The sequence below is a fragment of the Pseudomonas arvensis genome, from assembly GCF_056688935.1.
The window spans coordinates 2,811,182-2,829,991 of sequence record NZ_CP162038.1 but is presented as its reverse complement, the minus strand read 5'-3'; the positions used below and the strand labels follow the sequence as shown (position 1 = coordinate 2,829,991).

Sequence of the window (18,810 nt, the reverse complement as noted above, 5' to 3'; positions counted from 1 at the left end):
AAGGCGTAAGAAAACTGACACAACTTGAAATCTTTCGTCTACATCTATTTCCAACGTGAAAAAGTCGCAGCCTGGTAACTAATTGAAGTTTTGTGCCGCGTTTATTGGGCCAACTTGATTTTGTCCGACAAAAAACAACGAACCCCTATTTAAATATTAAATAGCGCTAACGCCGCTCAAGTTGAGCGGCGCGCTTATTAAATGGATCCAATATATTGCCATGGTGTCATTGGCAACATTAAACGGCCAGTATTTAAACTAATAACAGAGGTTGTCCCCCATTACCGGGACATACTCCAGCCGGTGTCATGCAATGCCTGTAACAGCGACTCGCCGGTCAAACCCGGCACTTGCACGCCGTCATCGGTGCTCATGGTCTCACCCGCGAGGATGGCATTGATGATTGCCTCTTCTACGGCCTCGGCCGCCGCACTGAACAGCGGCGAGATGTGGTCGTTATTGACCATTTGCAAGGCACTGCTGAACGGCAGGCCCTTGCGCCCGTAATCCGCCGCCGGCAGGTCCTGGTTGCCGGTGGCGAAGGCCAGGAACAGGTCGCCACTGGAGTCTTCGGTGCCGCCGCCGGTGCGGGCGATGCCGATGGACGCACGTTGCGCCAGGCGCTGGCATTGGTGGGGCAGCAACGGCGCATCCGTGGCGAGGATCACTACGATGGAACCCATGCCCGGCGTGCCGCGCTCGGCGAAGGGCGATGGAATGTCCATCAACCGGCGCCCCACCGGGTAGCCGTCGACGCGCAGCTCCTGGCGCTTGCCATGATTGGCCTGCACCAACACGCCGACGGTCCAGCCGCCCTGCTCCGCCGGCAAGCGCCGCGACGCCGTGCCGATGCCGCCCTTGAACTCGTGGCAGATCATCCCGGTGCCACCGCCCACCGCGCCCTCCTTTACCGGACCGGTTTCGGCATTGCTGAGGGCCTCGCGCACATGCTCGGGCTTCACATGTTGGCCCCAGATATCGTTGAGCAGCCCGTCGTAGGTCTCCATCACCACCGGCATGCACCAATACACGGCCGGGTCTGCCAGGCGCTCGCGCTCCAGGGCAATCAGGGTGTCGCGCACAATGCCGATGCTGTGGGTGTTGGTGATGGCCAGCGGCGTGGTCAACAGCCCCGCTTCGCTGATCCATTCCAGCCCTGTGGCATCGCCGTTGCCATTGAGCACGTGGTAGCCGGCAAAGCACGGTTGCTGGCGCGCTTCCCCGGCGCGTGGCTGGACCACCGTCACGCCGGTGCGCACGTGCTTGCCATCGATACGGGTGTTGAGGGTGCTGTGGCCCACCCGCACGCCCGGTACATCGGTGATGGCATTCAACTCACCCGGTGTACCCAGCCCCAACGTGATGCCCAATTGACGTGCGCGCATAACCACTCCTTACAATTTCTGAAAGACCGGACTCGACCGGCCACTGATGCAATAGAAAATCACCGACAGGGCCAGCAAGCCGAGGATGATCATGATGTCGCGCACCGATGCCGCGTAGATCAAGGTCGCCAGCAGGTAACCTGCACCGATCACCGCCAACACTGCCGGCAACGGCCACAGCGGCATGCGATACGGGTGCTCGCGATCGCGCAGCAACACCCGGCTCATCAACGCGCTCAACGCCACCACCAGGTACACCAGGATAATCAGCAACACGCTGAACGAGGTGAGGTCGGCCAGGTTGGAACTGAAGCTGAGCAACGCCGACGGGATCGCCAGGAACAGCGTAGCCAGCCACGGCGAATCCCAGCGGGGGTGAATGCGGGTGAACAGTTTGTTGATGGTCGGCGTCCACAGCGCATCGCGCCCGCTGCTGAATACCACGCGGCCGATCTGGATCACGATGGCCACAATCGCGTTGAACACTGAGAGGAAGATCCCGGCGCTGACCAGGCGCGACAGGGTTTCATTGCCATGGCTGGTGAGCAGGTAGCCGATGGGGTCGGGGCTGCTGATCATTTCGCTCAGGGACGGCGCGCCGATCAACAGCGCGGTGATCGGCACCAGCTCAATCACCACCACCAGGCCCAGGGACCACAGCACCGCCTTGTGCACGCCCTTGCCGCCGCACTTCATGTCTTCGGCCAGCAACACCGCCGGGCCGTAGCCGTTGTAGGAAAACAGACCGATGCCCACCGCGCCGATCACCAAGGCCCAGGGCGCGAGGTGCAGCACGCCGTTTTCGACAATCTGCGGCTGGAACAACACACTCGCGGGCTGCACCGGGTTGCCAAAACCGATCACTACGATCACCAGCAAGGCCGCCACTTCCAGCAGCAAACAGGTGCCGGTGATCCACGCATTGAGCTTGATATTGAGGATGCCCAGGGCGTAACTGCACACGACGATCACCAGGGCGACGGTTTGCGAATCAAACTTCGTGCCCAAGGCGTTGTTGAGATACGTCGCAGCCCCGGTGGCCAACACCGGCGGGATAAACAGCAACATCACCAGCACGGTAAGGAAGGTCGCATAGCCGGCCATGCCGCCAAACACGCGCTTGGCGTACACATATTCGCCACCGGCGCTGTTGTGGGCGCGGCCCAGTTCGGCGTAGCAAAACGCGAACATCAGCGCGAGCAGGCCCGCCATCACGAATGCCAGGAACACGCCACTGCCCGCCTGCTGGATGGCAAACGGCGCAATCACAAAGACGGAACTGGCCGGCGTCACTGCGGAAACGGTGATGGCCACTACATCGAAGACGCTCAGGGTAGGTTTCAACACGCCGTCGGGCGTGGGGGAAGTGCTCATATCGTTATCCTCTGTCGTTGTTCTTGGTGTGAGGCAGAAACGAAAAATGATGTATGTGTCGGGATATTTTTCCCGTTGAATGATGAAGACGTTATCCGCAGGTGGCTTGTCAGCCAATTCCCCTATTGGCGTACTCCCCTTGACGGCATCCGGCAAAAGCCGAACCCTTGGACGATCTCTTGCTGGCGGGAGCCTGTGATATGAGCCTGTTTCGTGAGGTCGGCATGCACGCTGGCCTGGGCCGCACCGTCGCGCACATTGGTACCGAGCGTTTCTGGAAACAGTTGGTGCTGTTGCTGCACCAGTGCCTGCCCTTCGATAACGCCCTGGCGATTTTCTACCCGCAGGAGGGTGCGCCCCAGGCCTTGGAAGAATACGACGCCCAGCCCAGCAGCAAACCGGCGTCGATGCTGACGTACCTCAATGGCCTGTACTTGCTCGATCCGTTTTTCCAGGCGTGCCGCGAAGGTTATGCCAGCGGTGTTTATCGCCTGGAGGAAGTGGCACCGGACCATTTCCGTCAGAGTGAGTACTTCCTCAACTACTTCCACGACAACGTGCTGGAAGATGAGGTGCAATTCATCCTGCAACTGCCCGGTGCGGGGACGTTGTCGCTGTCGCTGGGCATGCAGCGGCGGTTCAGTGCCGATGAGACCGGGCTGATGACGATGATGGCGGCCTGGGTACTGCCGTTGATGCAGCAGCATTGGCAGCAAAGCACCCAGCGCGCACCGGCCATGGACAGCCAGATCAGGGATGCCTTGAGCCAGTTCGGTTGCGGCGTGCTTTCGGACCGCGAGCTGGAAATAGCCCGCCTGGTATTGCGCGGTTTTTCCTCCAAGGCCATGGCTGAACGCCTGAACATCTCGCCAGACACAGTGAAAGTGCACCGTCGGCATTTGTACGCCAAGCTCGATATCTCGTCACAGCCGGAGCTGTTTTCGTTATTTATCCAGTCGCTGGGACATGATCTGGAGAACCCGTAGATGCTCAATGAGATCGGCGGCGGCGTAGATACCGTCTTATCCAGCACCACAAAAACCCTCGTAGCAGCTGCCGAGCGCAAGCGAGGCTGCGTGGCGGACGTATTGACACCCCGCGATCTGCGGGCCCCTCAACGCAGCCTCGCTTGCGCTCGGCAGCTGCTACGACCCAAACCTTGGGGGTTGCCCGGTGAGCGTCAAGACGGTATCTACGGCCTTGGCGAGGCTGCGTGACGGATCTACAACCACCAAACATCCCAAAGCGGATAATCGTGAATACGCTTTACCAACCCCGCGCGCAGGGGGTTCAACACCACGTAACGCGCGAAGTCTTTCAAATCCTCCTCTCGCCGCACGCCACGATCATGATAGCCCTTCTGCCATAGCCGCCCTTTTCGACCCAGAGCCCGGTTGACCGCCAGGCTGCTGCGCGATTTAAGCCGGCACATCACTTCTGCCAAGGTCTTGTCCCGCAGTTGAACCAACCAATGCAGGTGGTCTGGCATCACGACGAATGCCAGGGAATCAACCCACTCATCTTCATGCGCGTCGCGAAACTGCCTGACAACCAGCCGTCCAAGCCGCCAATCATCAAAGATCGGTTCTCGTCGATTGACCACAGCGGTGAGCAAATACACCCCGCCCACCTGTGAAACCCGCCCTGTACGCAACCGTCCTGACTTGTTTGATATGAGCATTCCTTGCCCCGCTTTATTGAAAGGAGGCAAGAAAGCTACAGACAACAACGTCTAAACAGAGCGCCCATTGGGCGACGAAATGTTACCGATTAGCGGCCCATACGAATGGTGTTCCAGACCCGCGTGCGAATCCGGTCGATATTCAGCGGCATCGCTTCCAGTGCGAACAACTTGCCCATCATGGCCTCGCTTGGATAGATCTTGGTGTCGCCCTTGATCTCTGGATCCACCAGGCTGTCCGCCGCGCTGTTGCCGTTGGCGTAATGCACCGAGTTGGTAATGTCCGCCATCACCTGGGGTTCCAGCAGGTAGTTCATGAACGCGTAGCCGGCCTTTTCATCCGGGGCATCGGCAGGCATGGCCACCATGTCGAACCAGATCGCGGCGCCTTCCTTGGGGATCTGATACCCGATCTTCACGCCGTTCTTGGCTTCCTTGGCGCGGCTTTCGGCCTGCAGCACATCGCCGGAGAAGCCGACGGCCACGCAGATATCGCCATTGGCCAGGTCGCCGGTGTATTTCGAGGAGTGGAAGTACGCCACGTAAGGCCGCACTTTCATCAGCAAGGCTTCCGCCTTTTTGTAGTCCTCCGGGTTCTTGCTGTGAGGCGCCAGCCCCAGGTAATTGAGGGCGATGGGCAACAGTTCCGGGCCATTATCGAGGATGGCCACCCCGCACTTGCTGAGTTTTTCCATGTACTCGGGCTTGAAGATCAAGTCCCAGGAGTCCACCGGAGCGTTATCCCCCAGCACGGCCTTGACCTTGTCGATGTTGTAGCCGATGCCGGTGCTGCCCCACAGATACGGGAAGCCATGGGCATTGCCCGGATCGTTGTTCTCCAATGCCTTGAGCAGCACCGGGTTGAGGTTTTTCCAGTTGGGCAACTGGCTCTTGTCGAGCTTCTTCAAGGCGCCGCCCTGGATCTGCCGGGCCATGAAGTGGTTGGACGGAAACACCACGTCATAACCGGAGTTGCCAGTCATCAGCTTGCCGTCGAGGGTTTCGTTGCTGTCGTACACGTCGTAGCTGAAACCGATCCCGGTCTGCTTCTGGAAGTTCTTCGTGGTGTCTGGCGCAATGTAGCTCGACCAGTTGTAGATCTTCACCGTCTCGGCGGCCTGGCTGATAGAGGCCACCAACATCAAGGGCAACAGGGCAATGGCTTTCATGGTTCGATTTCCTGGCGGTTTTAGGGCTGTTTTTATGGCAGGCGATCAAGGATCAAAGCGTTACAGAATCAGTACGTAGGTCTTGCGCACGCTTTCCTGGATATCCCAGATTCCGGTGCTGTTGGCCGGCAACATCAGTGCGTCGCCGGCTTGTATGTGGACGGTTTCACCGTTGTCGGGGGTGAAGGTGCAGCGGCCCTGGATAAAGTGGCAAAACTCCTGGGATTTGATCTGCCGACGCCAGCGGCCTGGGGTGCAGGCCCAGATGCCGGTTTCGACGCCATCGCTGCGCTCTACGCTCAAGGTGGAGGCCACCGCAATCGGCTCGCCCAAGGGCACGGCCACGGGTGATGAGTCCGGCAGGTGGGCATTCAGCGTGTCTTTGAATTGCGTGATGCTCATGGGGTTTTCCCGTGTAAGTGAAACGACTCAGTGCATGAACCCTTCCATGAACCCGGCCACGCCGGTCGCCAGCTTGCGGCGCCAAGGGGCGGTGTTGGGGTTGGCCAACACCTGGTCTTCATGGACAAAACTACGAATGATCGCGTTGTAACCCAGCCAGCGGCACGGTTCGGGTTCCCAGGCCTTGAGCGCGTCAAGACCGCGCTCGCGGATCACCCAGGGTTGATGGGTCAGGGGCGTGTCGCGCCCGAGGATCAAATCCGCCAGCGTGCGCCCCCCCAAATTGGTGGCACCCACGCCCTCCCCGCCGTACCCGCCGGACAGCGCGATGCCGGTGTTGTGGTCACAGAGCATGTGCGGTCGGAAATTACGCGACATACCAAGGTTGCCGCCCCAGGAATGGGTAATCCGCACGTTCTTGAGCTGTGGGAAGAGTTCGCCGAACAGGTAGCGACGCAGCTCCACTTCGCTGTCAGTCAGATCGAAGTTGTGGCGCAACTTGCCAGCGAACTGGTAACCGCCGCGGGCACCGAACACCAGTCGGTTATCCGCCGTGCGCTGGCCATAGGTGACCTGGCGGCTGCTTTCGCCAAAGGCCTGGCCGTGGCGCAGGCCAATTTCGTCCCAGGTGCTGGCAAGCAGTGGCTCAGTGGCGACGATCAAACTCTGCACCGGCAACTGGTAGCGGCCCAAGGGCGGCAAGGTGTTCGCGTAACCCTCGACGGCGGGCACTACCCAGCCGGCGCGCACACTGGCCGTCGCGGTGCGCAGGCTGCCGGACTGCCACTGGGTGACCGGACTTCGTTCGTAAATCGTCACGCCCAGGCGCTCCAGGGCTCGCGCCAGCCCGCGTACCAGCTTGGCCGGGTGGATCGTCGCGACGTGGGGTGCATAGATACCGCCATAGGGTTTGGCGATGCGGATCTGCTCCGCCAACTGCTGCGGGCTCAGCCAGCGGTAATCGGCTTCGCTGAGGCCTTGGGCGTAGAGCTTGTCCAGGTAGGCCCGCAGGCTGGCCTCCTGCTCGGGGTAGCGTGCCGCGCAGTAAAGGGCGCCGCCCTTGCGGTAGTCGCAGTCGATGCCTTCGCGGGCCAGGACCTGGGCCACTTCATCGGGAATGCCGTGCAGCAGGTCGAAGGAGGCGCGGCGTTGTTCAGGTGCCAGGCCGGCCAGCAGGCGGTCTTCGCCCAACAGGTTGCCCATCAGCCAGCCACCGTTGCGGCCCGATGCACCGAAGCCGGCGGTTTGCGCCTCGATGATCGCGATTTTCAGCTCAGGGGCATGGCGTTTCAGGTAGTAGGCGGTCCACAGCCCGGTGTAGCCGGCGCCGATAATGGCCACATCGACGTCCAGGTCGTGTTCCAGGGACGGCCGCGCCACCAGCGGGTCGTCCAGTTGGTCCATCCATAAACTGATGTTGCGCCATGCCGGCATGCCAAGCTCCCCACCCACGTTTCGATGGGGTGATCCTAGAGCCGGCGGTTATTCGCTGTCTTGCGCGCGTGCACGCAGGGAAATTTGTTTGACGTAGGCCTTGGGCGATTGGCCGGTGTGCTGGCGGAAGGCGCTGTAGAACGCCGACAGCGAATTGAAACCGGCGGCAAAGGCCAGGTCGTCGACCTTGATCGGCGGCTGCGCCTTGTCCAGCGCGGCGAGCAAATGCTGCAGCCGCGCCTGGTTGACGTAGCGGTAGAAGCTTTGCCCGAGTACTTGATTGAGCAGGTAAGAAATCTGATTACGGCTGTATCCGCACTCCTTGGCGACCCGCTGCAGGTCCAGGTCCGGGTCCAGATACGCTTGCTTGCGTTCGAAATACTGCTGCAAGTCATTGGCCATATGCCCCAGTTGCTGGGGGGACAGGCCCAGGCGGCTGACGCTGGGGCGCTGGGCCTGGGACGGTTGTTCGTGCACCAATGAGGCGTATTCATTGACGCGCCAGATCAGCCCGTCGCGCACGGTGATGGCCTCGCTGGTACGGAATGACACCAGCCCCTGGCCGCCACGCAGGGTGATGCGGTACTGGATAAAGGCGGTATCACCGTCGGCGCGAATGCGGTCGGTGTGTTCAATCGCTTCGTCAGCCTGGCGGGGCATGCTGGCTTGCAGGTAGTCGCGCAGCTCGGCGTAACCGACTACGCGGTTCTGAAAAAAGTCGTGGTATTGGATATCCGGGTGGTAGTAGGACATCACCCCGTCCAAGTCACGATGGCGCCAGCACAGGTGATGACGTAACACTAGGTCACCCGTGGCTTGGGTGTGCAGGCAATCATCGTCAGGGGCGATGTCAGGCATGTTCGGCTCTGCGGCGGGGTAGACCGTGGAGATTGCCGAAATTCGCTGGTGCGTTCAATGGCCAGGCGCACTTTTGACTAATGGCTATTTGCCCAGGTTTCAGTAGGACCTGACCCACGTCAACCTTTAGGAAAACAACCGCCGAACGGGGCGAAAAAAGTCACCTCCGGTTGAGAACGAATGCTATTTTTGAAACCAACCCTGCCAAGACCAGTGACGGTCATGGCCCCCTGCCGCGAGCTAAAGGAAGCGCTCAATGATCAAGGTGGGCAACATGAATAAAGTGACGTTCCCCAACGCCTGCCAGCTGATGCGCTGGCATTTTCATCCGATGGGCTTCGAGGGCAGCATGGACGCGCCCGGCAGCATGATCGTGCGCCTCTTCGACCGTGCCAGCGGCGAAACGCTGATTGCCATCGCCGGCATTCCCTGTGCCACGGTAATGAATGCCGCCGACGTGGAGCGGATTATCGAGGCGGTGGAAGATGAGTTGGCGTCGTTTGTGCCGCCTTTATCCCTTCGGGCGTGATCGATCAGCCTTTAGCTGCGCTGATCGTCAAAAAACGCCTTCTTCCCGTCTACACGCTCCGAGGCTTTAGGCATATTCACTGCCTGGCCTTCGGGCTTTTCCACATACCAGTAGCAATGGCTGACGGCCCGGGTGATGCCCACGTACGCCAGGCGCAGCACTTCGTCCTTTTGCGCCGAGTCATAGGGTTCGCTGTCGCCAGATTTACCCAGGCCAGCCATGCGATAGACCTGGTTCTTATAGGGCGAACTGGTCAGGTGCTGGCAATCTCCCAGCAGAAACACGGCGTCCGCCTGCAAGCCTTTAGCACTGTGATAGGTCAGCTGTTTCAACCTGCGTGACTGAGCCGGCAAGCTAGAATCCACATTAACTACTGACTGAATATGCTCTTTAATCAGTAGCTTATCGCTACTTTTTCGATACAGCATTAATATCGAATCGCCCTTTTGATAGTGCTCCAGCAACTGGCGACCCAGCGCCGCATCGTCACGCACCAGTACCTTGACTGGCTCCAACGCCTTGAGCGTGCCACTGGCCTTGGCTTTCTTGCCGGGGATGGCCGGCGCGGCGCGTACGATGTGCTCGGCAGCGTCGATGATGTGTTGGTGGCTGCGGTAATTCTCGCCCAGCATCACGCGGGTGGTGCTGGGTGACGGGAATTCCTGATCGAACTCCATGAAATACTTGGGCGAACTGCCCCGCCAGCCGTAAATCGATTGCCAATCATCGCCCACGCACAACAACGAAGAATACTGGGCACCGCGCCCCACATGCATGGCCGGGCCACGGCTGCGGATTTCCCGCAGGGTGGCGCGGATCCACGAGACGATCTGCGGCGACACATCCTGGAACTCGTCAATCATCAGGTGCGACAACGGCCGTAGCAGTGGGTCGCTGAGCAACTTGAGGTTTTCCGGGGTGTTTTCGCCGAACAGCGAGAACATGCGGTTGTAGGTCATGATCGGCGGCGACTGATCGAGTAGATGATCTTCCAGGGCTTTCCAGAAAATGCTCAAGGCCTCGAAGAAGAAACGGTCAGGATCGTCCTTGGCGAAGGTCATCTTGCCCACGGCCGTCGGCACGTCCAACCCAAGGTTTTCGATAAAGCCGGCGGCCATGACAAAACTGTCCAGCAACGGCGCGGACGCCAGTTCGCCTTTGACCTTGTAATCAAACCCAGGGCCCGCGCAGGCATCCCCCGCCAAACTGCTTAAAAGGCGCTTGGACGATTCGTAGCTATCAAGCCAAATCAATGGCTTACGGCAGAAAGCTTGAAACAGGGTGCGCTTAACCGCCCATTCCGCACGCACTGACAGCTTGGCATTGGGCCGGCTGAGCTGGGCGTTTTCCCGGGAATCGAATCCCAGCACCACACACGCGTCCAGTTCGGGGATGTAGCCATGGCAATGGAACTGCGCACCATTGATCTCGATAGTCTGGCGATTGGATTCAATGCCCTTGATCGGCCACGCACCAGCGCGAAACCACAGGTCTTCGATCACGTCGCAGAGCTCTTCATCGCGTTTGGCCGCCAGTTCGGTCACTGCCATGCGCTTTTGCACATCCGGGTGATCACGTTCCAGCTCCTTGAGCTGCAGGCCATGTCGGGCCAATGGCGCGATCAGCTCTCGAAAGCGCGGGTGCTGGCCGTGCAGCCGGTGGTAGCAGGCATTCATCTGCTGACGCTGGGCGTCGTTGATGCGCAGGTCGAACGGGTTACCGTCAGCATCCTCGACACCCGCGTTCAGGTTCTCGAACGCTTGCAGACGCTCAAACCCCGGCAGGCTGCGGACCATCGGGAGGATGCGCGAGTGAAAAGTGCGCACCACCGCCTGAGCCTCTTTCAGGTCAAGGGGTTGCCCCCACAGTCCAAGAATCTCCATGAGCTTGTTGATGAAGTCTTTGCGCGATTCGCGGGTGAAGGTCACCACGGTCATCGAGCTCAATTCAAAGCCCAGATAATGGGTGAGCAGCAGGATGCGCAGGACCAGCGAGGTGGACTTGCCTGCACCGGCGCCGGCGATCACGGAGGTGGACGGCGTGTCGCTGAAAATCATCTTCCATTGCGCCACACTGGGCTGGGCATGGGCCGGCAGCAAGCGGGCGACGTCGGCCTTGATGCGTTTCTTCACGTGCGCCGTCAGGGGCAGGCGCCAATCATCGAACAGACTGTCATCAATACCGGGCGCACGGTGCTCATCGGGGCGAAAGTCGCGGATCAGCAGTACTTGGCGGCCCTCCTCGATGCCATCGGCCTTGCCTTCGCGATAACCATATTCCACACCCGCTTCGTGACCACTGCGAAAACCGTCAGCCTGCCCGTGCAACCAGGAAAACCGGTGCTGTGCGCGCAATCGGGTCAGCCCATGGCCGAACAGGCGCGCGGCCAAGCGCTTGAGCAAGGGCATTTGCGCCAACGGGCGCAGTTCGGGAGGCAGATCAGGCTTGTGTTGCGGCACGCGGACTCCTGCGGTGAGCTAGGTGGTGACAAGGGCGCCATGGTCGCCGGAATCGGCGCTCAGTTCCAGCCAATTGCTTTGTTGTCATGCAGTTAGGCGATGAAATGAAAGTTAAAACGCCACTAACCAATCGGTTCCACTGATAGGAATCAGGCATTTTTTACGCTTTTTATCGATCATGGCCTGCTGGATCATAGGCGCCATCAACAGGAGACGATCATGCTGGAACTTCGACCTTTCAACTCCCTGGGCGGCGCCCACCATGGCTGGCTTGACGCCCATCACCATTTTTCGTTCGCCGAGTACCACGACCCCAAGCGTATGCACTGGGGCAATCTTCGCGTGTGGAACGACGACATCATCGCGCCAGGCACGGGCTTTCCACAGCATCCGCACCGTGACATGGAAATCATCACCTATGTGCGCGAAGGCGCCATCAGCCATGCCGACAACCTGGGCAACAAGGGCCGGACTGAAGCCGGTGACGTGCAGGTCATGAGTGCAGGCACCGGGATCGCCCACAGCGAATACAACCTGGAAGCGACGCCGACCCGGATTTTCCAGATCTGGATTATCCCGAATGAAGCCGGTTTGCCGCCGTCCTGGGGCGCCAAGCCGTTCCCGAAAGGTGAGCGTGAGGGGTTTGTGACCCTGGCCAGCGGCAAAAGCGGAGACAGCGAAAGCCTGCGCATCCGCGCTGATGCCCGCCTGGTGGCAGCCAACCTGAAAGCCGGGGAAACGGCAGAGTACCGCCTGGACACTGGACGCCGTGCCTATCTGGTGCCGGCCAAGGGTGTGATTGAAGTCAATGGCTTGCGAGCGCAAGCGCGAGACGGTGTTGCGGTTGAGGACGAGCAGGTGCTGCGGGTAACGGCGGTTGAAGACAGCGAGATCGTGTTGGTTGACCTCGCCTGATGTCGGAGTAGCCCACGTAGATGGGCAATCGCAAGTTTCGGGTCGCAGCTGTCGAGTCTTGGCGAGGCTGCGTGGCGGACGTATTGACACCCCGCGATCTGCGGGGCGCCCAACGCAGCCTCGCTTGCGCTCGGCAGCTGCTACGGGGGCTTGCGGGGTTACTGCGAAATGGCGCCGTCCACCAGGACCTGGGCCTCTTCAACCAGTTGCTTGAGGTGATCTTCGCCAATAAAGCTCTCGGCGTAGATCTTGTAGATGTCTTCGGTGCCCGATGGCCGTGCGGCGAACCAGCCGTTTTCGGTCATCACCTTCAGGCCGCCAATGGCCTGATTGTTACCCGGCGCATGGCTGAGGATCTGCTGGATGCTTTCCCCAGCCAGTTGGGTAGAGGTCACCTGCTCCGGCGACAGTTTGCCCAACAACGCCTTCTGCGCCGGGGTGGCTTTGGCATCCACACGGATAGCGAACGGCTCACCCAGCGCATCAGTCAGGCCACGGTAGATCTGGCTCGGGTCCTGGCCTTTGCGCGAGGTCATTTCTGCGGCGAGCAGCGCCGGGATCAGACCGTCTTTGTCGGTGCTCCATACGGTACCGTCTTTGCGCAGGAATGACGCACCCGCGCTTTCTTCACCGCCAAAACCCAGCGAACCCTCGAACAAACCATCGGCAAACCACTTGAAGCCTACTGGCACTTCGTACAGGCGGCGGCCAATGCGCGCCGCAACGCGATCAATCAACCCGCTGCTGACCACGGTCTTGCCCACGGCCGCATCGGCGCGCCAGTCGGGACGGTTCTGGAACAGGTAGTCGATGGACACCGCCAGGTAGTTGTTCGGCGCCAACAGGCCACCAGATGGCGTAACGATACCGTGACGGTCGTGGTCCGGATCGCAGGCGAAGGCCACGTCGAAACGCTCCTTGAGCCCGATCAAGCCCTGCATGGCGTAGCTGGAAGACGGGTCCATGCGGATCTGTCCATCCCAGTCGACGCTCATGAAGCGGAAGGTGGAATCGACTTCAGTGTTCACCACGTCCAGATTCAACCGGTAGTGCTCGGCAATCGCCGACCAGTAGCGCACCCCTGCTCCACCCAATGGGTCAACGCCCAGGCGCAGATCAGCGCTGCGGATGGCGTCCATGTCGATCACGTTGATCAGGTCGGCCACGTAGCTGTTGAGGTAGTCGTGGCGATGGGTGGTGTCGGCCTTGAGTGCCTGGGCGTGGGTGATGCGTTTGACCCCGGCCAGTTTATTGGCGAGCAACTCATTGGCTTTGGCTTCGATCCACTTGGTCACGTGGGTATCGGCCGGGCCGCCGTTGGGTGGGTTGTACTTGTAGCCGCCACTTTGCGGCGGGTTGTGGGACGGCGTGATGACAATGCCGTCAGCCAGGCCGCTGGTACGGCCGCGGTTGTAGCAGATGATGGCGTGGGAGATCGCCGGGGTCGGCGTGTATTCGTCGCCTTCAGCCAGCATCACGTGAACGCCGTTGGCCGCCAACACTTCCAGGGCGCTGGCGCCGGCTGGGGTCGACAGGGCGTGGGTGTCCAGGCCGACAAACAGTGGGCCGTTGATGCCCTGGGCTTCCCGGTACAGGCAGATGGCCTGGCTGATGGCGAGGACATGCCATTCGTTGAAGCTCAGCTCGAAGGAGCTGCCACGGTGGCCGGAAGTACCAAAGGCCACGCGCTGGGTGGAGATCGCTGCATCAGGCTGGCCGGTGTAATAGGCCGTCACCAGTCGCGGGATATCCACCAGCAACTGGGCCGGCGCCGGTTTGCCCGCAAAAGGACTGATTGTCATGCATGAACCTCGGAAAGAAGGATATGGAAAAATCGCAGTTTACTAAGTGTTGGACTACGGTGCGACGGTATAGATCCTACAACCGCCAGAGAAACTTCACGCAGTCTGCGCCTGCCGCAGCGCTTCACTCAACGCTGCCAGGGCAACATCCAGGCTGGCTTGCCCACGAAAAGCATGGCTCAAGCGCAAGTTCTGATGATGCAACCCGCTGACACTGAACAGCTCGCCGGGTGCAATGACCACTTGCTGCGCCAGCAAACGCTGGAACACCTGGCGCATGTCCACTGCGCGGGTGGACTGCAGCCAGCAGGCGGCGCCTGCGTTCGGCATGCGGCAGGTCACCTGGTCGCCCAAGTAATGCAGCAGGCGCTGACTCATCTGCGCGGCTTGCTCGCTCAGCTGTTGGCGCAATGTGCCCAGATGCTGATCAATCCGTCCGTTTTGGTACAGGCGCGCAATCGCACGCTGGCGGATCGACGACAAGCGGAATGAGCGCAGCAGGAACTGGCGCTGCAATTCATTGCTCATGCGTCGGGACAGTAGATAACCGTAAGACGCTTCCGAGCCAAGTGTGTTCTCGAATGAAGAAAACACGATCAGTCGCTCAGGGTTCACTTCTTCACGCAGTGCCGGCTGCGGCGCGCCGAAACCCAGCTCACCAAACGTATCGTTTTCCAGCAACCAGCACCCGTACTGGCCCAGCAACCGGGCCGCGTCCAGGCGATCGTCGACCGACATCGCCACGCCAGAAGGCAGGCTGACCGTGGAGGAAAACAACACCAGATGCACCGCCTCTTCACGCAGCAGCCTTTCCAGTGCGGCGCGATCCAGGCCGCCCTCCGGCGTCCAGGGAAGTTCGATGATGTGCACCCCGGCGTCCTGCAACAGGCGCAGGATCAGCCAGTCGCAGGGCGATTCCACAATCACGGTGGTGCCGCGCAGACCCAGCACTTCGATCAGAATGTCGAGCACGCCGCGCAGGTCGGCACCGATATACACGTCGTCAGCATGCCAGCAGTGTGTTGGCGACGAGGTATACCGGGCCGCCAGCGCCGCCCGCAATTCCCACACACCGCAAGGCTGGGACCACGGCTGCAGATGCGATGGATGCTGGCGCACGAGCTCACGCTCCAGCCTCAGCAATGTTTCATCCAGGGAGCCAAGCAACGCCGGCTCGTCGCTACTGAGCACCACCATGCCGGGGCGCCGGGCTGCCGCGTAGAGGCGGTCGAGCAGGTCCCCGCCGCTCCACGCCAAAGGGTTTATCGACTTTGGCCAAGCGTAGTACCCCGACTTGGCCACTGAATAGACCCTGCCCTCCTTCTCCAGCAGCGCGTAGGCGTACTGGATCGTCGAAATCGACACGTTCAGGCGCACGGCCAACTGCCGCAATGACGGCAATTTTACCCGGGTGTCGGTACTGGCTTCGTTGATCAGGCTGATCATGTAGCGATAGACCGCCTGATACGCGAAGTCCGCCTGACGCTCCGTGCGCAGCGTCATCGCTCGGACAATTGCACAGTCTGGGCGGCGCCATGGGTCCTTGCGACTGGACGCCTGCGTTTAACACTGAGCCGCGGCCGCTTGCCGTACAGGTGCTGCAACAAGCACAGGGGCAAGCCGCTGGTGTCCGTTACCCACTGTTGCAGCATCTCGGCGCAGGGTTTGCCCTGAAGGACTTTGTGCAACTCGGGCAGCGCCACCAGCATGCCCGGATGGCATTGGCGCAAATAACCTTCCAGTCGCTCGCCGTGATGAAGAAACGGCGAGAACAACAGGCAGGTCAGTTGGGTTTCATCCAGGCCAAAGAACTGTTGTGCGTAAGTAGCCGACAGAATGCGGCCTTCACGGGTCCCGACCTCCGCGAGCACATCGTCGGGCATGCGCAGACGGCGCAGGTAAGAAGCGGCTTGCTGCACAAAGTCTTGCACCCCTTCTTCATACTCCAGCTCACGTAGGCTCTCGGCCTGCAGTCCGCGCAGATGAGCCATCAGCAACGGATTGGAATAAGCCGGATGGCTAAAGTGAAAGCCCAGCGGGTCCGGCGTATAGGCCATGAACTCGGTCAACAAGGTTGTCGACATGAGGTCGACATCTTCCAGTAGATCGGCGATGCCGATGTAGGCCAAGTGACGATGCCCCGCCTTGCTCGGGTTATCGCTCGCCACATAATGCTCACCGAACAGATCCCGGTAATAGCCATCGCTCCACTCGTCCATGCACGCGAACAACGCGTTGAGCGAGGATGGATAGCCATTTGGCACGGCGAGGCCCGCGTTCTGGGCGGTTTTCTTGAGCCAGGCAAAAAACTGACGTTGTTTGCGCGGGGAGTCGCCACTGACCAGTGCATGGACGCCGCCATTGCAGGTGGTGACCCGCTGGTAGAAATCACCCATAGCCAGGTAAGTGTCGTTACACAGTGTGGCGCGGCAGTCGCCCGCGCTCAGGTGGCCCACCATCAACATATTGCGTTGGCTGGCCTCACGCCCGGCCGCCGAGGCGGGGCGGTGGTGATTGAAGGGCTGTACTTCCCGGTTTTCCACCACCAGCAACTCGACGCGCGGATCGTCATGCAGAAACAAGCGACCATAGCCGCGATTGATCGTGTCCAGGTGCCCCTCAGTCATGCCCGCGTGCCGCAACGTCGCGACTCTCAGTTCAAAGGTGCGCGGCGCCCGGCCGGCAATGGTCAATTGGGCCGCGCGCAGTAACGCCAGGGTATAGCTGCTGACTTCGCCCCCGCTGTGGGCGACCAGCACCTTGAAATTCCCCACCTGCTCCATGCCCCCTGCCGCCACAACGATCCGTTGGACCAGTAATTGAAGAGCCGTGCGGCTCGCGCGATTAAGATGCCCAATCAAACGCTGCAGAACTTGCTGATAAACATGATTCATAGCTTGTTCGTGAATAGTGCTCATAGTTCTACTACCCGAGTTGAAATATCAGTTTCGAGCAACTACTGACCGTATCTGCCCGACCTATTGTGCGTGTAGGAAAATCGCGCATCGCGTTGTGCGTCGATGGATAAACACTAGCACCGCGCAACAAAACGACATGGATCTCCGTGGGTGCTCACCTCAACACTGAGACCATGCAACCCAATGAATTTAAAGGGGTTATCTTGATAAAAGCGCACCCTTAGGACTCTTCCGACAAGCTCCTACGCATTTTTAACCAACCTTTTAAAGAAGTGTCCGACAAACCAGACTCAAGCAACTTTCTTTTTGTGCAAGCCGGCAGCTTGTATGAAAGTACCTGCCTTGCGGAGTTCGCGTGTTCGCCGCACTCATCGTTCAAATAACTACTTGATTCAATCATTGCTCAATCCTTGAGATGAAAGTGAAGGCGCAATTATCAGCGTTGTAATAATGATTAATAGATACAGAAGCTGGCCGAAAACCAGTGCAGATGAGCGACCGTTGGCACGTAAATGTCGCGCACACAAAGACGCCGCGCTGGGATTCAGGGCGGCGTCAGGGAGGAACAGCAGGATTTAGGGGCTAACGTGCCAGGTCTGCACCTTTCGGGGCGGGCGGGTTAAGCCCTGTCAAATGGCGCATTTGCCCCCTTCACTCAGACACGGGAGCATTCATTTACGAATACTCCTACAGCTCAAACAGCCGCAACCTGCAACGCAACACGCTCGCGGCACGGGCATTCGTCCATATAACGGTGGGCTTCCACGAACTGATTGAACGGGAACACCGTGGTTTTCAACGGCACCAGCACGCGGTCGGCGGTCAATTGGTTGATATCACGCAACGCACGCTGTAACGCCACCTGATCCTGGATGATGCCCAGCTCCGGTTTGCCGGTGAAGTTACCGATGCAGTGTACGAAGAACTGAATATTCTTCTGGAACGCCGCGCACGCTGGGAACGGCGTCTGGTTTCCGCCCTGCAAGCCATAAAGCACCAGGCTACCTCGGGGTGCCAGCACGTCGCCGAGCAAGGACATCTGCGGGCCGCCCAAACCATCGAAGACCACGTCGACGCCGCGGTTGTCGGTGAACTTGTTGATTTGCATCAGCAGGTCCTGCTCTTCGGTGGCGATCACCTTCTCTGCCCCGAGGGACAACAGGTAGTCACGCTCGGTGCTGTCCTTGGTCGCGGCAATCACCCGCACACCCAAGGCCTTGCCCAGCTGTACAAAGGACGGACCGGCGCAGTGACTGGCGTCGGTGACCAGCGCAAATTGTCCCGGTTTGACCCGGGCCAGATCCATATAGGCAAAGTAAGCAATCAACAGCGGCGTGTAGTGCACGCTGGCTTCGATAGGGCTCAAGACGTCCGGGTAGCGGGTCAGGGCCGAACGGGGCAAGACGATCTGCTCGCCATACACCGGATAATCATTGGGACTCTCGGCCGGAAAACTGGCCACTTTATCGCCCACTGCCAAGTCATCTACGCCTTCGCCAAGGGCGACAACCACACCGGCCATCTCATGGCCCAGGCCTGATGGAAGACGGGCATGGGACGATGCCAGGTTCTGGCGCCACAAAATGTCATACCAACTGATGCCAATCGCCTCGACACGCACCTGCACTTCGCCCGGTGCGGGCTGCGCGGCTGCATGCTCTTCGCATTTGAGCACCTCGGCCGGACCAAACTTGTGAAAACGGATCGTGCGGGACATCGCAAACCTCGTCAAAGTAACCTCTATTGCCATGAACTTTATCTGGGCTTTGCGGGTAAGACCACAGGTCGCCATTAATAGTCGACATGCCTGTCATTGATTCCACGTATAAGGAATAGACCTCAACCATCGTAGGAAAAGTCAATTATCCTGTGCAGAGTACCAGC

Annotated in this window: 15 protein-coding genes; 3 read left to right on the top strand and 12 right to left on the bottom strand. The window is 59.8% G+C overall.

The annotated features are described in order from the left end of the window. Window positions 1-281: 281 nt before the first annotated feature. Window positions 282-1,385 (bottom strand): DmpA family aminopeptidase, encoded by a 1,104-nt coding sequence (locus AB3G88_RS12620; RefSeq protein WP_480454211.1) that lies wholly within the window; start codon window positions 1,383-1,385, stop codon window positions 282-284. Window positions 1,386-1,394: 9 nt separating this feature from the next. Continuing rightward, the gene (locus AB3G88_RS12615) at window positions 1,395-2,759 is read right to left on the bottom strand and encodes an APC family permease (RefSeq protein WP_099582886.1); all 1,365 of its coding nucleotides are present in this window, start codon (window positions 2,757-2,759) and stop codon (window positions 1,395-1,397) included. Between the two features lie 200 nt (window positions 2,760-2,959). On the opposite strand from AB3G88_RS12615, the gene AB3G88_RS12610 reads away from it, so the two are divergent. Further along, window positions 2,960-3,745 (top strand): helix-turn-helix transcriptional regulator, encoded by a 786-nt coding sequence (locus AB3G88_RS12610; RefSeq protein WP_099582885.1) that lies wholly within the window; start codon window positions 2,960-2,962, stop codon window positions 3,743-3,745. A 236-nt stretch (window positions 3,746-3,981) separates the two neighbouring features. Here AB3G88_RS12610 and AB3G88_RS12605 read toward each other — a convergent pair whose 3' ends face one another. From AB3G88_RS12605 to AB3G88_RS12585, 5 genes are all read right to left on the bottom strand, one after another. Beyond that, window positions 3,982-4,440, bottom strand: a complete 459-nt coding sequence (locus tag AB3G88_RS12605) for an REP-associated tyrosine transposase (protein WP_099582881.1) — start codon at window positions 4,438-4,440, stop codon at window positions 3,982-3,984. A gap of 89 nt (window positions 4,441-4,529) precedes the next feature. Further along, window positions 4,530-5,609, bottom strand: coding sequence for a polyamine ABC transporter substrate-binding protein (locus tag AB3G88_RS12600; RefSeq protein ID WP_099582879.1), 1,080 nt, complete (start codon window positions 5,607-5,609; stop codon window positions 4,530-4,532). 60 nt (window positions 5,610-5,669) lie between these two features. Then, window positions 5,670-6,011 (bottom strand): cupin domain-containing protein, encoded by a 342-nt coding sequence (locus tag AB3G88_RS12595; protein ID WP_480454209.1) that lies wholly within the window; start codon window positions 6,009-6,011, stop codon window positions 5,670-5,672. A gap of 27 nt (window positions 6,012-6,038) precedes the next feature. Further along, window positions 6,039-7,445 carry an NAD(P)/FAD-dependent oxidoreductase gene (locus AB3G88_RS12590; RefSeq protein ID WP_480454207.1) on the bottom strand — a complete coding sequence of 469 codons (1,407 nt, stop codon included), beginning with the start codon at window positions 7,443-7,445 and terminating at the stop codon, window positions 6,039-6,041. Between the two features lie 48 nt (window positions 7,446-7,493). After that, window positions 7,494-8,303 (bottom strand): helix-turn-helix transcriptional regulator, encoded by an 810-nt coding sequence (locus AB3G88_RS12585; RefSeq protein ID WP_099582876.1) that lies wholly within the window; start codon window positions 8,301-8,303, stop codon window positions 7,494-7,496. A 256-nt stretch (window positions 8,304-8,559) separates the two neighbouring features. On the opposite strand from AB3G88_RS12585, the gene AB3G88_RS12580 reads away from it, so the two are divergent. Continuing rightward, a complete protein-coding gene (locus AB3G88_RS12580) occupies window positions 8,560-8,832 on the top strand; it encodes a DUF1652 domain-containing protein (protein ID WP_480454206.1) in 273 nt (90 codons plus the stop codon). An 11-nt stretch (window positions 8,833-8,843) separates the two neighbouring features. On the opposite strand, the gene AB3G88_RS12575 is transcribed toward AB3G88_RS12580, so the two are convergent. Continuing rightward, window positions 8,844-11,291 (bottom strand): UvrD-helicase domain-containing protein, encoded by a 2,448-nt coding sequence (locus AB3G88_RS12575; RefSeq protein ID WP_480454205.1) that lies wholly within the window; start codon window positions 11,289-11,291, stop codon window positions 8,844-8,846. A gap of 219 nt (window positions 11,292-11,510) precedes the next feature. Here AB3G88_RS12575 and AB3G88_RS12570 point away from each other — a divergent pair, with 219 nt between their 5' ends. Further along, window positions 11,511-12,206, top strand: coding sequence for a pirin family protein (locus AB3G88_RS12570; protein ID WP_112195208.1), 696 nt, complete (start codon window positions 11,511-11,513; stop codon window positions 12,204-12,206). A gap of 158 nt (window positions 12,207-12,364) precedes the next feature. Here AB3G88_RS12570 and pgm read toward each other — a convergent pair whose 3' ends face one another. From pgm to AB3G88_RS12550, 4 genes are all read right to left on the bottom strand, one after another. Further along, window positions 12,365-14,008, bottom strand: coding sequence for a phosphoglucomutase (alpha-D-glucose-1,6-bisphosphate-dependent) (pgm, locus tag AB3G88_RS12565; protein ID WP_312496969.1), 1,644 nt, complete (start codon window positions 14,006-14,008; stop codon window positions 12,365-12,367). Between the two features lie 96 nt (window positions 14,009-14,104). Next, complete coding sequence (locus AB3G88_RS12560) at window positions 14,105-15,511, bottom strand: aminotransferase-like domain-containing protein (RefSeq protein ID WP_480454203.1); 1,407 nt, start codon at window positions 15,509-15,511, stop codon at window positions 14,105-14,107. Then, window positions 15,508-16,926, bottom strand: a complete 1,419-nt coding sequence (locus AB3G88_RS12555; protein WP_480454201.1) for a hypothetical protein — start codon at window positions 16,924-16,926, stop codon at window positions 15,508-15,510. The genes AB3G88_RS12560 and AB3G88_RS12555 overlap by 4 nt, the downstream gene beginning before the upstream one ends. Window positions 16,927-17,620: 694 nt before the next feature. After that, a complete protein-coding gene (locus AB3G88_RS12550) occupies window positions 17,621-18,643 on the bottom strand; it encodes a zinc-dependent alcohol dehydrogenase family protein (RefSeq protein ID WP_112195204.1) in 1,023 nt (340 codons plus the stop codon). Between the last annotated feature and the right edge of the window lie 167 nt (window positions 18,644-18,810).